Origin of the sequence: Tsukamurella sp. DT100, from assembly GCF_049844855.1 — a bacterium.
Classification (GTDB): domain Bacteria; phylum Actinomycetota; class Actinomycetes; order Mycobacteriales; family Mycobacteriaceae; genus Tsukamurella.
Window position 1 is genome coordinate 489006 of sequence record NZ_JBNCLV010000002.1, and the last position, 17171, is coordinate 506176.

Below are 17171 nucleotides of genomic sequence, written 5' to 3' on the forward strand. Positions count from 1 at the left end.
GGGGTCTTAGATGATCTTCTGGCCGATGAGGAAGGCCGCGACCTTGTCGCCGCCGTCGCCCTCGTCCACGACCTTCTCGCCCGCCTCCTTGGCCGGCTTCGGGGTCACGCCCGTGACGGTGGTGCCGGCGTTCGCGCCGCCGACCTCGTCGAGCTCCACGCCGATCTCCGCGAGGGAGAGGACGTTGATCTCCTTCTTCTTCGCGGCCATGATGCCCTTGAAGGAGGGGAAGCGGGGCTCGTTGATCTTCTCGTTCACCGAGACGATCGCGGGGAGCGAGGCCTCGAGCTCGAAGAGACCCTCGTCGGTCTCGCGCTCCGCCTTCAGCGCGTCACCCTCGACGGTGAGCTTGCGCAGGTGCGTGAGCTGGGGCAGGCCCAGGTACTCGGCCAGGATGGCCGGGACGGCGCCGACGCGACCGTCGGTGGCCTCGTTGCCGGCGATGACGAGCTCGACGCCCTCGATGGTGCCGAGCGCGCGGGCGATCACCCAGGAGGTCTGGATGGCGTCCGAGCCGTGCATGGCGTCGTCCTGCACGTGGACGGCCTTGTCGGCGCCCATGGACAGAGCCTTGCGGATCGCATCGGTGGCGCTGGCGGGACCGACGGTCAGCACGGTGACCTCGCCGCCGTTGGCCTCCTTGATCTGGAGGGCCTGCTCGACGGCCTTCTCGTTGATCTCGTCCAGGTACGGGTCGATCGACCGGTCGAGGCTGAAGTCATCGGCCAGCTTGCGCTCGGAACCCGTATCCGGGACCTGCTTGATCAGTACGACTACGTTCGTCATTGGTCTTCGTCGACCTCCATCGATGATCGGATACTCGTAGGCACATTCTCACACTGCCGCGAGGGACGGAAATCCTCCCCCGCCTCAGGTTCGGCGAGTAGAACTTAGCACCGCCTCACGACACTGTTTAACGCCAGAGTAAGTTACCGATTGGTAACTGTCCATGTGGGATGGCCCACCCCCGTCGACGACTAGGCTGAGAAGAATGTGTGACCCGCTGCCCCTGACCGGCGAGCGAACCGTTCCCGGAATCCCCGAGGAGAACTACTGGTTTCGCCGGCACGAGATCGCCTATCTCGCGATCGTCGACCGCTACGCCGGGAAGTCGGTCTTCGAGGCCGGCAGCGGCGAGGGCTACGGCGCCGCGATGCTCGCCGACGCCGGCGCGAACGTGACCGCACTCGACTACGACGAGTCCGCCGCCGCGCACGTGCGCGCCGCGTACCCGAAGGTGATCATGCTGCACGGCAACCTCGCGGAGCTGCCCCTCGAGGACGCGTCCGTCGACGCCGTCGTGAACTTCCAGGTGATCGAACACCTGTGGGACCAGCCGCAGTTCCTCCGCGAGGTCGCCCGCATCCTGCGCCCCGGCGGCGAGCTCGCGATCTCCACCCCCAACCGGGTGACCTTCTCCCCCGGCCGCGACACCCCGCTCAATCCGTTCCACACCCGCGAGCTCAACTCGGCTGAGCTGGTCGAGCTGCTCGAGGACGCGGGTTTCGAGGTGACGGAGAAGCTCGGCGTCTACCACGGCGCGCGGCTGGCCGAGCTGGACCGCACGCACGGCGGCAGCTTCATCGACGCGCAGATCGAGCGGTCGCTGGCTGGCGAGCCCTGGCCGGAGGAGCTGTCGAACGACGTCGCCGCCGTCGCGGCGCAGGACTTCGACCTGCGCGCCGACGCTCCGGACAGCCTCGACCTGTTCTTCTACGCGAGGAAGCCGTGACCGCCGGGCACGAGCCCGGGATGATCGCCTTCGTCCTGCATTCCCACCTGCCGTGGCTCGCCCACCACGGCGCGTGGCCCGTCGGCGAGGAGTGGCTGTACCAGTCGTGGGCGGCCTCCTACCTGCCGATGGCGGAGATGCTCGACCGGCTCGCGGCCGAGGGCCGCACCGACCAGCTCACGCTCGGCGTGACCCCCGTGCTCGCCGCGCAGCTCGACGACCCGTACTGCCTCGAGGCCATGCACCACTACCTCGGCAACTGGCAGCTCCGCGCCCACGAGGCCGCGCTCTCCGGGCGCCCCGCCGCAGCGGAACTCGGCGCGCGCGAGCACCGCAACGCCGCGCACGCCCTCGAGCTGTTCGAGACCCGCTGGCGCCACGGCGGCAGCCCCGTGCTGCGCCGGCTGGCCGACGCGGGCACCGTCGAACTGCTCGGCGGCCCCCTGGCGCACCCCTTCCAGCCCCTGCTCCACCCCCGCCTGCGCGAGCTGTCACTGCGCGAGGGCCTCGCCTACGGCACGTCCCGGCTCGGCTCCCCCGCCCGGACCGGGATCTGGGCGCCCGAGTGCGCCTACAAGCCCGGCATGGAGACCGGCTACGAGGCCGCCGGCGTCACGCATTTCATGGTCGACGGGCCCACCCTCGGGGGCGACACCGCCCTCGCACGCCCGGTCGGCGATTCCTCCGTCCTCGCCTTCGGCCGGGACCTGCCCGTGAGCTACCGGGTGTGGTCGCCCAAGTCCGGCTACCCCGGCCACGCCGCCTACCGCGACTTCTACGCCCACGACCACGCCACCGGCCTCAAGCCCAGCCGAGTGACCGGTAAGAACGTCGCCGAGGCCGACAAGGCGCCGTACGACCCCGCGCGCGCCGACGCGGTGATCGACAAGCACGTCGCCGACTTCGTGGACACCGTCGTGGCGCGCGTCCGCTCCGAGAGCGCCCGCATCGGCCGCGACGCCCTCGTGGTCGCCGCCTTCGACACCGAGCTCTTCGGGCATTGGTGGTACGAGGGGCCGATCTGGCTCGAGCGCGTCCTGCGCGCCCTGCCCGAGGCCGGCGTCCGCGTCGGCACGCTGCGCTCCGCCGCCGAGGCCGGGTACGTGGGCGCGGCCCGCGAGATCCCCGCGAGCTCGTGGGGCTCGGGCAAGGACTGGCACGTCTGGGACGGCCCGCTCGTGCGCGAGTTCGTCGAGCTCAACGAGGAGATCACCACGACGGTGCTGCGCGTCCTGGACAAGCGGGCCGGACGCACGCGCGACGTGGTGAGCGACCAGGTGCTGCAGGAGGCGCTGATGTGCCTGCAGTCCGACTGGCCGTTCATGGTCTCCAAGGACACCGCCGCGGCGTACGCCCGCGACCGCGCCTACAAGCACGCCCACGCCCTGCGGGAGATCGCCGAGGCCGCCGAGCGCGGCGACGAGGCCCGCGCGGTCGCGCTGGCCCGTACCTGGCGGCTGGCCGACGATCCGTTCCCCGGCCTCGACGCCCGGCGCCTCCCCGCGCCGCTGGGAGGGTTCTGACATGCGCGTCCTGCTCGTCTCCTGGGAGTACCCGCCCGTCGTGGTCGGCGGCCTCGGCCGGCACGTCCACCACCTCGCGCTGCAGCTGCGCGACCAGGGCCACGAGGTGGTCGTCGTCTCGCGCCAGCCCACCGGCACCGATCCCCGCAGCCACCCCACGTCCGACGCCGTCGTCGACGGGATCCGCGTCATCATGGCCGCCGAGGATCCGCTGGCCCTCGACTTCGGCACCGACATGATGCCGTGGGTGCTGTCCATGGGGCACTCCATGCTCCGGGCGGGCCTGCGGCTGGCCGGGTACAACCCGACCGCCGGCGAGGACGCCCTGCACGGCGCCGGCACCGTTGGCCGGCCCTGGGTGCCCGACGTGGTGCACGCCCACGACTGGCTCGCCGCGCACGCGGCCGTCGGCCTCGCCGAGGCCTTCGACGCGCCCCTCGTCGCGACGATCCACGCCACCGAGGCCGGCCGGCACAGCGGCTGGGTCTCCGGACCGGTGAACCGGCAGGTGCACTCCACCGAGTGGTGGCTCGCCAACGAGGCCGACGCGGTGATCACCTGCTCGCGCTCGATGTCCGACGAGGTGAACCGCCTGTTCGGGCCCGGACTCGCGCAGCTGCACACCATCGCGAACGGCATCGACGCCACCGCCTGGCCCTACTGGGACCGGTCCCGCACGGCGGCCCGACGGGGCGCGCCCCGCCTGCTGTACGTCGGCCGGCTGGAGTACGAGAAGGGCGTGCAGGACCTCATCGCCGCGCTGGCCCGCGTGCGCCGCACGCACCCGGGGACCACGCTGACGGTGGCCGGCGACGGCACGCAGGCCACGTGGCTGCGCGAGGTCGCGCGGGAGCAGCGGGTGCTGCGGGCCGTCGAGTTCACGGGCGCGCTGGACCACGAGGAGCTGGTCGCGCAGCTGCACTCGGCCGACGCCCTCGTGATCCCGTCCCGCTACGAGCCCTTCGGCATCGTCGCGCTCGAGGGCGCCGCCACGGGCATCCCCGTCATCGCGACCACCGCCGGCGGCCTCGCGGACTTCATCCGCACGGACGAGACGGGCCTGTCCGTCGAGCCCGCCGACGTACCCGGCCTCACCGCCGCGATCCGCGCCGTGCTCGACGATCCGGCGTCCTCGCACCGCTGGGCCGCCGCGGCGCGCGCCGAGGTGGAGGAGCTCACGTGGGAGGCCGTCGCCCGCGAGACGACGCAGGTCTACCTCGCCGCGAAGCGGCGTCCGCGCACCCCGCTCGGGCGGCGCGTGATCGACGAGCGGCCCCTCCCCGAGCGCGATCCGACGAATCCGCTCTAGGTCCGCCCGGGCCCCCGACCTGCACGATGTGCATCATCGTGAATCCTGTGGCACGGTCGATTCATGACAGCGCGTTTGTTAGACCTCCTTCCCATGGACCACGGGAAGCAGCACGCGTGCTGATCCGCAACGAGACGCCGGAGGATCACGCCGCGGTCGCGGACGTCCACCGGAGCGCGTTCGCCCCCATGACGCCGCCCGGGCGCACGGAGCCGCTGGAGGTCGTCCTCGTCGAGGCGCTGCGGCTCAGCGGCGCCTGGATCGACGAGCTGTCCTTCGTCGCCGAGGACGACGAGGGCGCCGTGATCGGCCACGTCTGCCTCACCCGCGCCGCCGTCGGCGAGACGCCCGTGCTCGCCGCGGGGCCGCTCGGCGTGCGCTCCGAGGCGCAGGCCCAGGGCATCGGCTCGGCGTTGATCCTCGCCGCCCTCGGCGCCGCCGACGCCCTCGGCGAGCGGCTCGTGGCGCTGCTCGGCCACAAGGACTACTACCCGCGCTTCGGTTTCGTCCCCGGCACCGAGGTCGGCATCGAGCCCGACGTCGCGGAGTGGTCCGGCGACTCGTTCATGGTGCGCACGCTCGTCGCGTACACGCCGGACGTGCGGGGCCAGTTCCGCTACGCCCGCCCGTTCTACGTGCTGTAGCTCCTAGCCTGCGTCGAACTCCGCACGACGGTCGCGCGCCCACTGCGCGAACGGCCGGGCCACCCGCCCGGTGAGCGCTGCCAGGTCATCCGTCACGAGTCGGGACGCCGGACGCGACCGCGCCGCCTCGACCACCGCTTCTGCCAACGCGCGGGGACGGCCGTCGGCGAGGAGCTGCGCCAGGGCGGCGTCGTACGGCACCGCCTCGAACCGCAACGCCCGGCCGAGGACCGCGTCGACCGCGTCGACCTGCTCGGCCCGGTCGATCGGTCGCGGGCCGGTGATCCTGTGCAACTCCCCCGCCCGCGGGTCGAGGAGCACCGCGGCCGAGGCGGCGGCCACGTCCCGCTCGTCGACGACCGCCGTCGGCGCCGTGGCGGGTCCACGCACGACGTCGCCGGCCGCGAGTTGAGCCCGCCACCCGCGGGCGTTCGACGCCAGGGTGTCCGAGCGCAGCACGGTCACGGGGACGCCCGTCGCGCTGAGGAGCGCCTCCATATCCGCGTGCGTCCGGGCGATCGGATCGGGCTCCGCACCGACGTCCGCCGCCGCATCGATCGCGGTCGACGAGAGGTACACGACCCGCGTCCCGGACTCCGTGAGGGCGTCGACGACCGGCCCGGACTGGGCGGTGCCGAGGAAGGGCCACATCAGCAGGACGGCGTCCACGTCGCGCAATGCCGCGCGCACCTCGGCACCGTCGGTGAGGTCCCCCATGACCAGGTCGTGCACCGCATTGGCGGGCGGCGTCCGGACCATCCCGCGCACGGCGGCACCGTCGGCGCGCAGGCGCGCCACGATCTCCCGTCCCAGGTTCCCTGCAGCACCGGTCACCAGGACCAGTCCATTCGAAGTGCGACTCATGGGCGAGAATGTAGGGGTTCAAGTCGACCTGAAGGCAAGGGCGCGATGACGATCGGTGAAGTTGCGGCGCTGCTGGGCGTCGAGGCGCACGTCCTGCGGCACTGGGAGGACGTGGGCGCGCTCATCGTCGCGCGCGACTCCCACGGCTATCGCCGCTACGACGCCGCCGCGGTCGAGCAGGCGCGCACGGTGCTCAAGCTGCGCGCCGTCGGCCTGTCACTGCCCGAGGTGATCGCGGCGATGGCCCCGACGAAGGCGGCGGCGCAGCCAGTCGTCGTGGCGAAGATCGAGGCCCTCGAGGCCGAGGTCCGCGCGCGCCGCGCGGCCATCACGTACCTGCAGCACACCGTCGACTGCCGGCACCGCTACCTCGACGACTGCCCCGAGTGCGCCACCTTCGTCCGCGCGCCCTAGCCGTTCCCCGGCAGCCCGCGGGCCTCGGCCTTCTTGCGCTCGATGTCGGCGAGCGCGCGCTCGAGCTCGGCGCGCTCGGCGATGGACGCGTCCCACATGTCCTTGCGGTTCTTCACCACGCGCGCCGGCGAGCCGACGGCGATCGAGTAGGGCGGGATCTCCCCGCGCACCACGGCGTGCGCGCCGAGCACGGTGCCGTGGCCGATGAGGGTGTTGCGGGTGACGGTGACCTTGGTGCCGACCCAGGTGTCGCCGCCGATGCGGACGGGCCCCTTGACGATGCCCTGGTCCTTGATGGGGATGTTGATGTCGTCCATCTTGTGGTCGAAGTCGCAGATGTAGCACCAGTCGGCGACGAGGGAGGCGGGCCCGAACTCGATGTCGAGGTAGCAGTTGACCACGTTGTCGCGGCCGAAGACCGACTTGTCGCCGATGCGCAGCGAGCCCTCGTGGCAGCGGATCTTGTTCGAGTCGCCGATGTGCACCCAGCGGCCGATCTCCATCCGGCCGAGGCCGGGCGTCGCGTGGATCTCGACGTTCTTGCCCAGGAAGACCATGCCCTTGAGCACGATGTGCGGGTTCGCCACCCGGAACTTCAGGAGGCGGAAGTACCGCACCAGGTACCAGGGCGTGTACGCCTTGTTCTTGAGGACCCAGCGCAGCGATGCGGGCGTGAGGAATCGCGCCTGCTGATCGGCCTGCCGCGCGTGCCGCCACCGCGATCGATACGGGGCGTTCCACATGCTCGTCATGCCGGGGAGCCTATCCGGCGGGTGCGCCCCGCCGGTCCGGTACCGCCGCCGCGCTAGTCTGTGGGGCGATCGTGGCAGTCGATAGTCGAGGGAGACACATGCGGTTGGGTAGGCGCGCGCTCACACTGGGCGCGACGGTGGCCGCCGCCGCGGTGCTGGTCTCCTGCACGCCCGACGACACCTGGGTGTACGCCGACGACTCCGCCTCCTGGCCCGGCATGTACGGCGACTCGCGCAACAACTCGTACGCGGAGAAGGACGCCGCCTCCTCCCTCGTCCCCGCCTGGACGCGCGACCTCGTCGGCCCCAACACCGTGCAGCCCGCGATCTCCAATCGCGGCGTGGTCTCGGTGACCGCCCGCACGGAGACCGGCTGCACCACGTTCAACCTCGAGCTCACCGTCGGCCGCAAGACCTACTGTCGCCGCGACGCCGCGGGCGCCGACCTGCAGGCCCCCGTCGTGGATCAGTTCGACTACACCTACCTCGGCATCCCCGGCTGGGTGTACAGCTTCAACGCCGACAACCAGGTGCGCTGGCGCTACCCCACCGCGGGCACCCCGCTGTGGATCAAGCTCGCCGGCGACAACACCGTTCTCGCCGTGACGCACCTCGGCCAGATGGTGCTCGTCGACACGCACGACGGGGACGCCGCGGGCGCCGCGATCGGGCTGTTCCCGCAGGTCTCGGCCAACGCCAACGGCGCCGGCCTCGAGGACTGCGCGACCAACGGCCCCGGCTGCCCGGTGTCCGGGCCGCCCGCCGTCGACACCCAGGCCGAGCGCGCCTTCGTCGTCGTCGGGGCGAAGGGCGGACCGTCGAAGGTGATGGCGGTCGACTACGACAAGAACGGCGGCGACCGGCACGACCTGCGGTACGCGTGGGAGCGCGCGGACCTGCCCGACGGTGCGATCGGCTCGCCCGCGCTGTCAGCCGACCGCTCGACGCTGTACGTGAACCTGCGGGGCGAGAAGCTGGCCGCGCTCGACGCGAGGACCGGCGCCACGAAGTGGACGCACGACCTCGGGTACCAGAGCACGCTGCCCCCGTCGGTCTCGCCCGACGGGACGATCATCCCCGCCGCGCCCGGCCTGCACCGCGCGTCGTTCGTCGCGCTCAAGGACGAGGGCACGAGCGTGCGCGAGGCCTTCAAGCGCACCGACGTCGCGATGGTCTCCCCCGCCACGCAGATCCGCGGCGGCGTCGGCTACGCGGTGGTCCGCTCCTGGGCGGCCGTGCAGTCGCAGCTCATCGAGTTCCGCACCGACACCGGCACCACGCTGCGCACCTTCGACCTGCCGGACTCGGTGAAGTCCGCCTCGGGCGTCTCGATCGGGCCCGACGGCGAGCTGGTCACCGTCGGCGACGACGGGACCGTCTTCGCGTTCACGTCGGGCCGCCGCACGGGCGACAGCGTCGCCAAGAACTGACGCGCACGGGCACCGTCGCACGACGGTGCCCGGACGCTCGGGTCAGCGGTACGAGGGGCCGCGGTACGCGGTCAGAGCAGGGTGACCGGCAGCAGGTCCCGGAGCTCGTCGAGGCTCGTGCCGAAGGTCTCGAGCACGCGAACACCGTCGGGCCCGGTCTCCAAGACCGCGACGTCGGTGTACACCCGGTTCACGCAGCCGAGGCCGGTGAGCGGGTAGGTGCAGGCCGGGACGAGCTTGGACTCACCGGACTTGCTGAACAGCGACATCATCACGTACACCTGCTTCGCCCCGATCGCGAGGTCCATCGCGCCGCCGACGGCGGGGATGTCGCCCTCGCGGCCGGTGTGCCAGTTCGCGAGGTCGCCGTGCTCGGAGACCTGGTAGGCGCCGAGCACGCACACGTCGATGTGCCCGCCGCGCATCATGGCGAAGGAGTCGGCGTGGTGGAAGTAGGCCGCGCCGGGCTTCTCGGTGACGGGCACCTTGCCGGCGTTGGTGAGGTCCGGATCGACGGCGTCGCCCGTGGCCGTGGGCCCCATGCCGAGCATGCCGTTCTCGGTGTGGAGCACCACCTCGCGCTCGTCCGGCAGGTGGTCGGCGACCTTGGTGGGCTGGCCGATGCCGAGGTTGACGAAGGCGCCCCGCGGGATGTCGCTCGCGATCCGGGCGGCCAGCCGGTCCATCGTCATGCGCTGCTGCGTGGTCATCGTGCACCCTCCACGGTGTAGTGCCGAGCGGCGACCGGAACGATCCGGTCGACGTAGATGGACGGCGTGACGACCGCCTCGGGGTCGATCGTGCCGAGCGGGACGACCTCGTCGACCTGGACGATCGTGGTCGCGGCGGCCGTCGCCATGACGGGCCCGAAGTTGCGGGCGGTCTTGCGGTAGAGCAGGTTCCCCCACGGGTCGGACCGGTGGGCGGCGATGAGCGCGTAGTCGCCCCGGATGGGGAACTCGAGCAGGTACGTGCGCCCGTCGATCACGCGGGACTCCTTGCCCTCGGCCAACGGCGTGCCGACGGCCGTCGGGCAGTAGAAGCCGCCGATGCCCGCGCCCGCGGCGCGCATCCGCTCGGCCAGGTTGCCCTGCGGAACGACCTCGAGGTCCACCTTCCCCGCGCGGTAGAGCTCGTCGAAGACGTACGAGTCGCTCTGCCGGGGGAAGGAGCAGACGACCTTGCGGACGCGGCCGGCCGCGAGCAGCGCCGCGACCCCGACGTCGCCGTTGCCGGCGTTGTTGGAGACCACGGTGAGGTCGGTCGCGCCCTGCCGGATCAGGGCGTCGATGAGGTCGAAGGGCATGCCCGCGAGGCCGAAGCCGCCGATCAGGACCGTCGATCCGTCCTCGATGCCGGCGACGGCGTCGTCGACGCTCCCGCGCACCACTGCCTTGCTCATGCGCTTGCCTCCGTGTTCTCCGAGACGTTCTCCAGGACGACGGCGAGACCCTGGCCCACGCCGATGCAGATGGCCGCGACGCCGTAGCGCTCGCCGCGCTGCCGGAGGGCCTTGGCGAGGGTGCCCAGCAGGCGTCCGCCGGACGCGCCGAGCGGGTGCCCGAGCGCGATGGCGCCGCCGTAGGGATTGACGATCGCGGGGTCGATCCCCCACGCGTCGACGCACACCAGCGACTGCACCGCGAAGGCCTCGTTGAGTTCGACGACGCCGACCTCGTCCCAGGAGATCCCGGCGCGGGCGAGGGCCCGGTTCGCCGCCTCGACCGGGGCGTACCCGAACAGCTGGGGCTCCAGCGCCGCGGCGCCGCGGCCCGCGATCCGGGCGACGGGGTCGAGCCCGATCGTCTCCGCCGCCGCGCCCGAGCCCAGGAGGACCGCCGCCGCGCCGTCGCTGAGCGGGCTGGCGTTGCCCGCGGTGATGGTCCCGTCGGCGCGGAAGGCGGGCTTGAGCGCCCCCAGCTTCTCGGCGGTGGACCCGGGCCGGACGTTCTCGTCGCGCTCGAGCCCGTCGACGGGGACCACGAGGTCGTCGTAGAAGCCCTCCTCCCACGCCGCGTGCGCCCGACGGTGCGACAACGCCGCGAACTCGTCCTGCCGCTCCCGCGAGACGGAGTACTTCTCGCCCAGTTGCTCGTTGGCCTCGCCGAGGCTCACCGTCCACTCGGGCGGCATCGCCGGGTTGACCAGGCGCCAGCCGAGCGTGGTCGACACCGCGGTGACGTCGCCTGCGGGAAAGGGCTTGGCGCTCTTGGGCAGTACCCAGGGCGCACGGGTCATGGACTCGACGCCGCCGGTGAGCACGACCTCGGCATCGCCGGTCTCGATCGCGCGGCTGCCCATCATCGCGGCGTCGAGGCCGGAGCCGCACAGGCGGTTCACCGTGGTCGCGGGGACGCCGACCGGGACCCCGGCGAGGAGGGCCGCCATCCGCCCGACGTTGCGGTTGTCCTCCCCGGCGCCGTTGGCGTTGCCCCAGACCACCTCGTCGACCGACGCGCCCGCGCCGAGGCCGGGGGCGCGGTCGAGCACGGCCCGGATCGTGGTCGCGGCCAGGTCGTCGGGTCGGACGCCGGCGAGGGCACCCGCGAACCGCCCGAAGGGCGTGCGTGCGGCGGTGTAGACGAAAGCTTCCATGGCTTCGACCGTAGGGCGAGACATACAGATATTGAAGTACCAAAATGATGGCCAATTGATACTCTTGTCGTATGAATCTGCGCCAGCTGCAGTACTTCGTCGCGGTCGCCGAGGAGCGCCACTTCGGCCGCGCGGCGCAGCGCCTGCACATGGCGCAGCCGCCGCTCTCGCACCAGATCCGGCAGCTGGAACAGGATCTGGGCGTCGAGCTGTTGCACCGCACCACCCGCCGGGTCGAGCTCACCGACGCGGGGCGCGCCTACCTCGAGCGGGCGCGGGCCGTTCTGTCCTCCGTCGACGACGCGGCGGACCACGCGCGCCGCGTGGCCGCCGGCGCCACCGGGCACCTGACCATCGGCTGCGTCGGCACGGCGACCTACAGCCTGCTGCCGCCCCTGGCCCGCCGGCTCGCGGACGAACTGCCCGGCATCGACTTCGCCTTCCGCGGCGAGATGCTGGTGCCGGACCAGGTCGAGGCCCTGCGCACCGGCGCGATCGACATCGCGCTGCTGCGCCCGCCGGTCGCCGACCCGTCGCTGCGGGTCCGAGTCCTGCGGCGCGAGCCATGGGTGGTCGCGCTGCCCTCCGATCACGCCCTCGCGCGCCGGAAGCGGCTGCGGGTGGCCGACCTGGCCGGGGAGCCGTTCATCGTGCACAGCGCCGGCCGGCGATCCGCCATGTACGACCGCGTCGTGGCGCTGCTGCGCGAGGGCGGCGTGGCCCCCACGATCCGGCACGAGGTGGGCGAGACCTCGACGCTCGGGACCCTCGTCGCGGCGGGGCTCGGCATCGCGCTGGCGCCCGAGCCGATCACGGCGCTCCGGCTCGACGGCATCACCTACGTGCCGCTGGCCGGGGCAGGGGCGGGCGGCGGTGTCGAGCTCGCCGTCGCGCACCTCGCCGACCGCACCGATCGCCACCTCGAGCGGGTCACCGACCTCATCGCCGACCTGACGGCGGGCTAGCAGGGACCGCTACCGGATCGCCCGGTCGCGGGTCTGCGACGGGGACTCCCCGAACCGCCGCCGGTACATCGCCGCGAACCGCGACGGATGCGTGAACCCCCACGCGTACGACGTGTCCGTGACGGTCCGGTCGACGCGCGCGTCCAGCAGCTCGGCACGCACCCGGTCGAGCCGCTCCCCGAGGATGTAGGCGCTCGGCGTGATCCCCAGTCGCTCCTGGAAGGCCCGCTGCAGCGACCGCACGCCCACCCCGGCGTGCGCGGCGACGTCCGGCACCGACAGCGGCCCGCGCAGGCCGGCGTCGATGTGGTCGAGCGCGCGCTGGAAGACCTTCGGGTGCACCCGGTCCGGACCGGACTCGTGCACCAGCGCGGAGTGGCTGTGCGGCTGCGCCACGAGCAGCCCCGTGATCAGGAGGTCGCGCCAGTGCCGGGACATCGCCGGCTCGGCGGCGAGCCCGGCCTCGTCATCGAGGTCGCGCAGCAGCAGGCGCAGCGCGTTCGACCAGCTGCGCATCCCCGGACCACCGAGGTCCAACGCGACATCGAAGACGACGGGCCCGCCGACGGGCCGCCCGACGAGGGATTCCAGGCGCTCGTGCACGGCCGCGCGCTCGAGCCGTAGGTGCAGTTGGCGGTACGCGCCGTCCATCCGCATCCGCGCCCGCATCCTGGGCGAGAGCAGCGCCGCGCCGGCGCCGTCGATCACCGCGCCCCCGTCGGCGTCGACGAGCTCGAGCCGGTTGCTGCCCCCGACGGCCAGCATCAGGTCGTAGTAGTCGATCCGATCGAGGATGTCGACGTCGACCGGCACGCCCTGCTCGAGGTAGATCATGCCCAGGTCGGCGATCCGGGCCGATCGCACCTCGCCGTCGAACGGCGCACCGTCGCCGCGGGGAACGACGATCGAATGGGTGCTCAGCAGCCCGCCCGCCGCGCTCCGGAAGGCGTCTACATCGCGGGTCCGCAGGCCCCCGAAGCGGCCGAGCGGGGACGGCGCTGTCGCGCCGCCCACCTCCGCGCCACCCCACATCGCACTCGCCTCCACAGCTCCGCGGGGCACCCCGGAGGCGCCCTCACCAGCACGTTACACCCGGCCGTCCCCACCACCGGCGGTCCGCGACACCACCTCGCGACGCGAATCGGCCGGTCGCGTCGCACAGCGGATAGTGGCGCCGGTCACAGCTTCGTAGCGTCCCTCCCATCGCACAGTCCAGCCCACCGTCCAGCCCCTGGAGGAGACCCGTGAACGCGGAACCGAGAAGCACCACCGAGTACGACGTCGCCGTCGTCGGCTACGGCCCGACGGGTCTCGTCCTGTCGTCGATGCTGGCGCGCGCGGGGCACCGCGTCGTCGTGATCGAGCGCTGGCCCGGCCTGTACGGCATGCCCCGGCTCACCCACATCGACGGCGAGACGGCCCGCATCATCCAGGCCGCCGGCGACGTGGACGCCGCGCTCCGCGACGCGGCCCCCGCGTCCGTGTACGAGTGGCGCAACGGCGCCGAGGATCTGCTCATCGCGGTGGACTGGTCGGGCGAGTCCAGTGGCTTCGCCGCGCACTACTCGATGTACCAACCCCACATCGAGCAGGCGATCGACGACCGCAACCGCACGTACCCGAACGTCGACGTGCTCCAGGGCACGATCGTGGTCGGCATGGAGCAGCACGAGGACCGCGTCGAGCTCGCGGTGCGGCCGTTCACGCGCGACCGCGACGCGCAGTGGGCGGACGCCCCCGAGCGGGTGATCACCGCGTCGTACGTGGTCGGCGCCGATGGTGCCTGGAGCACCGTTCGGCACATCCTCGGCGTCGGCCTCACGGACCTCCACGTCGATGATCGATGGCTCAACATCGACACCGAATGCGCGCGCCCCCTGGGCGATCGGTTCGCCGTGGCCCGGCAGTTCTGCGATCCGGTCCAGCCGCACATGTTCATGCCGATCGGCCGGAGCCGCCAGCGGTTCGAAGTGGCCGTCCGCCCCGAGGACGACGCCGACGAGATGGCGACCGAGGAGTTCGCGTGGCGGTGGCTGCGGGCGCAGCACGGCCTCGGACCGGACGACCTGACCATCCTGCGGCACATCGTCTACACCTTCTCCGCGCGCACCGCGGACGCGTGGCGCGTGGGCCGCGTCTTCCTCGCCGGCGACGCCGCGCACACCATGCCGCCCTACATGGGGCAGGGTGCGTGCTCCGGCATGCGGGACGGGATCACGCTCGCCTGGAAGCTCGACCTGGTGCTGTCCGGCCGTGCGGGCGAGAGCTTGCTCGACACGTACGAAGCGGAGCGCCGGCCCCACGTTGAGGTGATCCAGGCCTGCGCCGTGGAGCTCGGCCGGGTGGCGAACCTCAAGGATCCGGTGGCGGCCGCGGAGCGCGACGCCGCGTTCCTGCGCGGCGAGGTCCCGCCGCTGCCGCCCTTCCCGACGATCACCGCGGGCGTCGTCGACCACGACGACCGCAACTGCCTCGCGGGAACTCTCGCGCCCCAGGGCGTGGTGCGCCGCGGCGACCGCGCCGGGCGGTTCGACGATCTTCATCCGTGGGGATTCGCGGTGATCACGGCGGCGGACGCGACCGCCGCACTCGGCGCCGACCGGCTGGCCTCCCTCGCGGGGCTCGGGGCGACCGTCGTCACCGTCGAACCCGGGCATCCGCACTCGATCGGGGACGAGGACGGCACGTACGCCGCGTACTTCGCCGCCACCAGGACCGGGGCGATCGTCGTGCGGCCCGACTTCCACCTCTACGGCGCGGGCACCGTCGACGACCTCCCCCGCCTGGTCGACGGACTCGCCGCCACTCTGCACCGCGCCGCCGCCCGCCCCGAGGCGGTCGCGCGATGACCGCCGCGAACGACGCCCACTGGCGGGCGATGGGCGTCACGCGCCTCCTCGACGCGGGAATGCGCTACGACGACGTGCTCGCCCTGCGCGCCGGCACCGACGCGGGCGAGCCCTGGGACGAGGTCGCGGAACGACTCGGCGCCGACCGCACCGCGCAGGGCGAGGACGCCGCGGCCGCCGGACGGCACGTGACCGCGTACGAGCACTTCCGGGCCGCCGCCGCGTGCTTCCTGTTCGCGCAGATGGCCTTCAACGCCGACACCGATCGCAAGCGGGCGCTGTACGCGCGCTTCGACGATGCCGTCGCCGCAGCCGCCGCGCACTCCCCCGTGCCGATGCGGCGGATCGAGCCGGCGTTCGGCGGGCGCCGGCTCGCGGGCTGGCACCTGCGGCCGGCGGCTCCGCACGGCACCGTCGTCGTCTTCGGCGGCCAGAGCGGCTGGGGTGCGACGTACCTGCGCTACGCCGACGCGCTGCTGGCCCGTGGGCTCGCGGTGATCCTCGCGGAAGGCCCAGGCCAGGGCGACTCCCGCCTCCGGCACGGCGTGTACCTCGATGTCGACGTCGCCGCCGCCATCGGGACGTTCGTCGATCTCGCGCGCGCCGACGGGCCCGTCGGCGTGTGGGGCAACAGCGTCGGCGGCCTCTTCGCGGCGCTCACCGCCGCGCGCCACGACGGAGTCGGCGCGTGCTGCGTCAACGGCGCCTTCGCCGCGCCGCGGCTGCTCCCCTTCCGGACCTTCGCCGAGCAGGCGCGCGCGATGCTCGGCACGACCGACGACGACGCCGTCGGCGCGAACTTCGCGCGCCTGCGCTTCGATCCCGCCGTCGACCGGATCGCGTGCCCGCTGCTCGTGCTGCACGGCGGCGCGGATCCGCTCGTGGACCTCGCCGATCAGCAACCGTTCCTGGACGGCGCGGACGACGCGACTCTGCGAGTCTGGGACGACGGGGAACACACCATCTACAACCACGCCGACGAGCGGAACGCGGTGGCCGCGGACTGGTTCGCCGAGCGACTCACGGAGGTACGCGCATGAGGTTCACCCACGACACCCTCGCCCAGCAGGTCCGCTTCGGATCCGGCACGGTCGGCGACGCCCTGGCCGAGGTCACCGCGGGCGCGCAGCGGATCATGCTCCTCTGCACGCCCCGCGAGTCCGAGCGGGCGGCGGCCATCACCGCGGGCCTGCCGGTGGCGCTCGCGTACCACGACGTGGCGATGCACGTCCCGATCGAGGTCGCGGACCGCGCCCGCACCGCCGCCGCCGACGCACAGGCGGACCTGTTGCTGTGCTTCGGCGGCGGCTCCGCGATCGGCCTCGCGAAGGCGGTGGCGCTGACCTCGTCCCTGCCGATCGTCGCGGTCCCGACGACGTACTCGGGGTCCGAGGCGACGTCGGTGTGGGGCCTGACGGAGGACGGCCGCAAGACCACAGGGGTCGACCCGAGGGTGGCGCCGCGCGCGATCGTCTACGACGCCGAGCTGACCCTCGGCCTGCCCGTCGCCACCAGCACGACGTCGGGGCTCAACGCCTTGGCGCACTGCGTGGACGCGATGTGGGGCCCCCGGGCCGACCCGATCGACCGAGTGCTCGCCGCCGAGTCCGCGCGTGCCCTGCGCGACGGTCTGCCGGCCGTCTCGGCCGACCCGTCGGGGCTCCCGGGGCGCGAGCAGGTGCTGTACGCGGCGTACCTCGCCGCGACCGCCTTCTCCTCGGCGGGATCCGGCCTGCACCACAAGATCTGCCACGTCCTCGGCGGCGCCTTCGACCTCCCCCATGCGCCGACGCACGCCGCAGTGCTCCCCCACGTCCTCGCCTTCAACGCGACCGCCGCGCCGGAGGCGGAGGCCCGGCTGGCGGCGGCCTTCGGCGCCGACGGCGCCGTCGCCGGCCTCGCGGCCCTCTACGCCGAGCTCGGCGGGGTACGGCCGCTGCGCGACCTCGGGATGGCGGAGAACGACATCGATCCCGCCGTCGAGGCGATCGCGCCCCTCGTCCCGTCCGGGAATCCGCGCCCGGTCACCTCCGCCGACCTGCACCGCATCCTCTCCGCTGCGTGGTCCGGCGCCGCGCCCGGCACCGTCTAGGG

The 17171-nt window shown here is 72.9% G+C and carries 17 protein-coding genes; 10 read left to right on the top strand and 7 right to left on the bottom strand.

From position 1 onward, the window contains the following. Positions 1-6 precede the first annotated feature (6 nt). Positions 7-786 (bottom strand): electron transfer flavoprotein subunit beta/FixA family protein, encoded by a 780-nt coding sequence (locus ACLQ3K_RS05930; RefSeq protein WP_224648341.1) that lies wholly within the window; start codon positions 784-786, stop codon positions 7-9. A 205-nt stretch (positions 787-991) separates the two neighbouring features. On the opposite strand from ACLQ3K_RS05930, the gene ACLQ3K_RS05935 reads away from it, so the two are divergent. From ACLQ3K_RS05935 to ACLQ3K_RS05950, 4 genes are all read left to right on the top strand, one after another. Continuing rightward, positions 992-1732, top strand: coding sequence for a class I SAM-dependent methyltransferase (locus ACLQ3K_RS05935; RefSeq protein ID WP_425997778.1), 741 nt, complete (start codon positions 992-994; stop codon positions 1730-1732). A 20-nt stretch (positions 1733-1752) separates the two neighbouring features. Further along, complete coding sequence (locus ACLQ3K_RS05940) at positions 1753-3255, top strand: glycoside hydrolase family 57 protein (RefSeq protein ID WP_336672175.1); 1503 nt, start codon at positions 1753-1755, stop codon at positions 3253-3255. A 1-nt stretch (position 3256) separates the two neighbouring features. Further along, positions 3257-4564: a glycosyltransferase family 4 protein gene (locus ACLQ3K_RS05945; protein ID WP_425997780.1), complete on the top strand. Its 1308-nt coding sequence runs from the start codon at positions 3257-3259 to the stop codon at positions 4562-4564. A gap of 116 nt (positions 4565-4680) precedes the next feature. Beyond that, on the top strand, positions 4681-5208 hold the full coding sequence (locus tag ACLQ3K_RS05950; RefSeq protein ID WP_425997782.1) for a GNAT family N-acetyltransferase: 528 nt from the start codon (positions 4681-4683) through the stop codon (positions 5206-5208). A gap of 3 nt (positions 5209-5211) precedes the next feature. Here ACLQ3K_RS05950 and ACLQ3K_RS05955 read toward each other — a convergent pair whose 3' ends face one another. After that, positions 5212-6072, bottom strand: a complete 861-nt coding sequence (locus ACLQ3K_RS05955; protein WP_425997784.1) for an SDR family oxidoreductase — start codon at positions 6070-6072, stop codon at positions 5212-5214. Positions 6073-6117: 45 nt separating this feature from the next. Here ACLQ3K_RS05955 and ACLQ3K_RS05960 point away from each other — a divergent pair, with 45 nt between their 5' ends. Further along, entirely contained in the window at positions 6118-6486 is a 369-nt protein-coding gene (locus ACLQ3K_RS05960; RefSeq protein WP_224648351.1) for a MerR family transcriptional regulator, read from the top strand. On the opposite strand, the gene ACLQ3K_RS05965 is transcribed toward ACLQ3K_RS05960, so the two are convergent. Beyond that, entirely contained in the window at positions 6483-7238 is a 756-nt protein-coding gene (locus ACLQ3K_RS05965) for an acyltransferase (protein ID WP_224648353.1), read from the bottom strand. The genes ACLQ3K_RS05960 and ACLQ3K_RS05965 overlap by 4 nt on opposite strands. A 98-nt stretch (positions 7239-7336) precedes the next feature. Here ACLQ3K_RS05965 and ACLQ3K_RS05970 point away from each other — a divergent pair, with 98 nt between their 5' ends. Continuing rightward, the gene (locus ACLQ3K_RS05970) at positions 7337-8668 is read left to right on the top strand and encodes a hypothetical protein (RefSeq protein WP_425997786.1); all 1332 of its coding nucleotides are present in this window, start codon (positions 7337-7339) and stop codon (positions 8666-8668) included. 71 nt (positions 8669-8739) lie between these two features. Here ACLQ3K_RS05970 and ACLQ3K_RS05975 read toward each other — a convergent pair whose 3' ends face one another. The 3 genes from ACLQ3K_RS05975 to ACLQ3K_RS05985 are packed head-to-tail and all read right to left on the bottom strand — an operon-like array spanning position 8740 to position 11263. Further along, complete coding sequence (locus tag ACLQ3K_RS05975; protein WP_425997788.1) at positions 8740-9378, bottom strand: 3-oxoacid CoA-transferase subunit B; 639 nt, start codon at positions 9376-9378, stop codon at positions 8740-8742. Then, the gene (locus tag ACLQ3K_RS05980) at positions 9375-10070 is read right to left on the bottom strand and encodes a 3-oxoacid CoA-transferase subunit A (protein ID WP_425997790.1); all 696 of its coding nucleotides are present in this window, start codon (positions 10068-10070) and stop codon (positions 9375-9377) included. The genes ACLQ3K_RS05975 and ACLQ3K_RS05980 overlap by 4 nt, the downstream gene beginning before the upstream one ends. Next, the gene (locus tag ACLQ3K_RS05985) at positions 10067-11263 is read right to left on the bottom strand and encodes a thiolase family protein (RefSeq protein WP_425997792.1); all 1197 of its coding nucleotides are present in this window, start codon (positions 11261-11263) and stop codon (positions 10067-10069) included. Before ACLQ3K_RS05985 ends, ACLQ3K_RS05980 begins: the two co-directional genes overlap by 4 nt. A gap of 71 nt (positions 11264-11334) precedes the next feature. Here ACLQ3K_RS05985 and ACLQ3K_RS05990 point away from each other — a divergent pair, with 71 nt between their 5' ends. After that, the gene (locus ACLQ3K_RS05990) at positions 11335-12228 is read left to right on the top strand and encodes a LysR substrate-binding domain-containing protein (protein ID WP_425997794.1); all 894 of its coding nucleotides are present in this window, start codon (positions 11335-11337) and stop codon (positions 12226-12228) included. 9 nt (positions 12229-12237) lie between these two features. Here ACLQ3K_RS05990 and ACLQ3K_RS05995 read toward each other — a convergent pair whose 3' ends face one another. Beyond that, entirely contained in the window at positions 12238-13260 is a 1023-nt protein-coding gene (locus tag ACLQ3K_RS05995; RefSeq protein ID WP_425997796.1) for an AraC family transcriptional regulator, read from the bottom strand. A 212-nt stretch (positions 13261-13472) separates the two neighbouring features. Here ACLQ3K_RS05995 and ACLQ3K_RS06000 point away from each other — a divergent pair, with 212 nt between their 5' ends. Genes ACLQ3K_RS06000 through ACLQ3K_RS06010 form a run of 3 tightly spaced genes read left to right on the top strand, consistent with a single transcriptional unit; the run spans position 13473 to position 17169 of the window. Further along, complete coding sequence (locus tag ACLQ3K_RS06000; protein WP_425997798.1) at positions 13473-15077, top strand: bifunctional 3-(3-hydroxy-phenyl)propionate/3-hydroxycinnamic acid hydroxylase; 1605 nt, start codon at positions 13473-13475, stop codon at positions 15075-15077. Then, positions 15074-16117, top strand: coding sequence for an alpha/beta hydrolase (locus ACLQ3K_RS06005; RefSeq protein WP_425997800.1), 1044 nt, complete (start codon positions 15074-15076; stop codon positions 16115-16117). The genes ACLQ3K_RS06000 and ACLQ3K_RS06005 overlap by 4 nt, the downstream gene beginning before the upstream one ends. Continuing rightward, the gene (locus ACLQ3K_RS06010) at positions 16114-17169 is read left to right on the top strand and encodes a maleylacetate reductase (RefSeq protein WP_425997802.1); all 1056 of its coding nucleotides are present in this window, start codon (positions 16114-16116) and stop codon (positions 17167-17169) included. Before ACLQ3K_RS06005 ends, ACLQ3K_RS06010 begins: the two co-directional genes overlap by 4 nt. The last annotated feature ends 2 nt before the right edge of the window (positions 17170-17171 follow it).

What these genes read in the sequence shown, in the direction of transcription:
- ACLQ3K_RS05975 (WP_425997788.1), bottom strand. Translation starts at nt 9,378, where the DNA reads ATGACCACGCAGCAGCGCATGACGATGGACCGGCTGGCCGCCCGGATC.
- ACLQ3K_RS05990 (WP_425997794.1), top strand. Translation starts at nt 11,335, where the DNA reads ATGAATCTGCGCCAGCTGCAGTACTTCGTCGCGGTCGCCGAGGAGCGC.
- ACLQ3K_RS05930 (WP_224648341.1), bottom strand. Translation starts at nt 786, where the DNA reads ATGACGAACGTAGTCGTACTGATCAAGCAGGTCCCGGATACGGGTTCC.
- ACLQ3K_RS05960 (WP_224648351.1), top strand. Translation starts at nt 6,118, where the DNA reads ATGACGATCGGTGAAGTTGCGGCGCTGCTGGGCGTCGAGGCGCACGTC.
- ACLQ3K_RS06005 (WP_425997800.1), top strand. Translation starts at nt 15,074, where the DNA reads ATGACCGCCGCGAACGACGCCCACTGGCGGGCGATGGGCGTCACGCGC.
- ACLQ3K_RS05940 (WP_336672175.1), top strand. Translation starts at nt 1,753, where the DNA reads ATGATCGCCTTCGTCCTGCATTCCCACCTGCCGTGGCTCGCCCACCAC.
- ACLQ3K_RS06010 (WP_425997802.1), top strand. Translation starts at nt 16,114, where the DNA reads ATGAGGTTCACCCACGACACCCTCGCCCAGCAGGTCCGCTTCGGATCC.
- ACLQ3K_RS05980 (WP_425997790.1), bottom strand. Translation starts at nt 10,070, where the DNA reads ATGAGCAAGGCAGTGGTGCGCGGGAGCGTCGACGACGCCGTCGCCGGC.
- ACLQ3K_RS05970 (WP_425997786.1), top strand. Translation starts at nt 7,337, where the DNA reads ATGCGGTTGGGTAGGCGCGCGCTCACACTGGGCGCGACGGTGGCCGCC.
- ACLQ3K_RS05965 (WP_224648353.1), bottom strand. Translation starts at nt 7,238, where the DNA reads ATGACGAGCATGTGGAACGCCCCGTATCGATCGCGGTGGCGGCACGCG.
- ACLQ3K_RS05985 (WP_425997792.1), bottom strand. Translation starts at nt 11,263, where the DNA reads ATGGAAGCTTTCGTCTACACCGCCGCACGCACGCCCTTCGGGCGGTTC.
- ACLQ3K_RS05995 (WP_425997796.1), bottom strand. Translation starts at nt 13,260, where the DNA reads ATGTGGGGTGGCGCGGAGGTGGGCGGCGCGACAGCGCCGTCCCCGCTC.
- ACLQ3K_RS05935 (WP_425997778.1), top strand. Translation starts at nt 992, where the DNA reads ATGTGTGACCCGCTGCCCCTGACCGGCGAGCGAACCGTTCCCGGAATC.
- ACLQ3K_RS05945 (WP_425997780.1), top strand. Translation starts at nt 3,257, where the DNA reads ATGCGCGTCCTGCTCGTCTCCTGGGAGTACCCGCCCGTCGTGGTCGGC.
- ACLQ3K_RS05955 (WP_425997784.1), bottom strand. Translation starts at nt 6,072, where the DNA reads ATGAGTCGCACTTCGAATGGACTGGTCCTGGTGACCGGTGCTGCAGGG.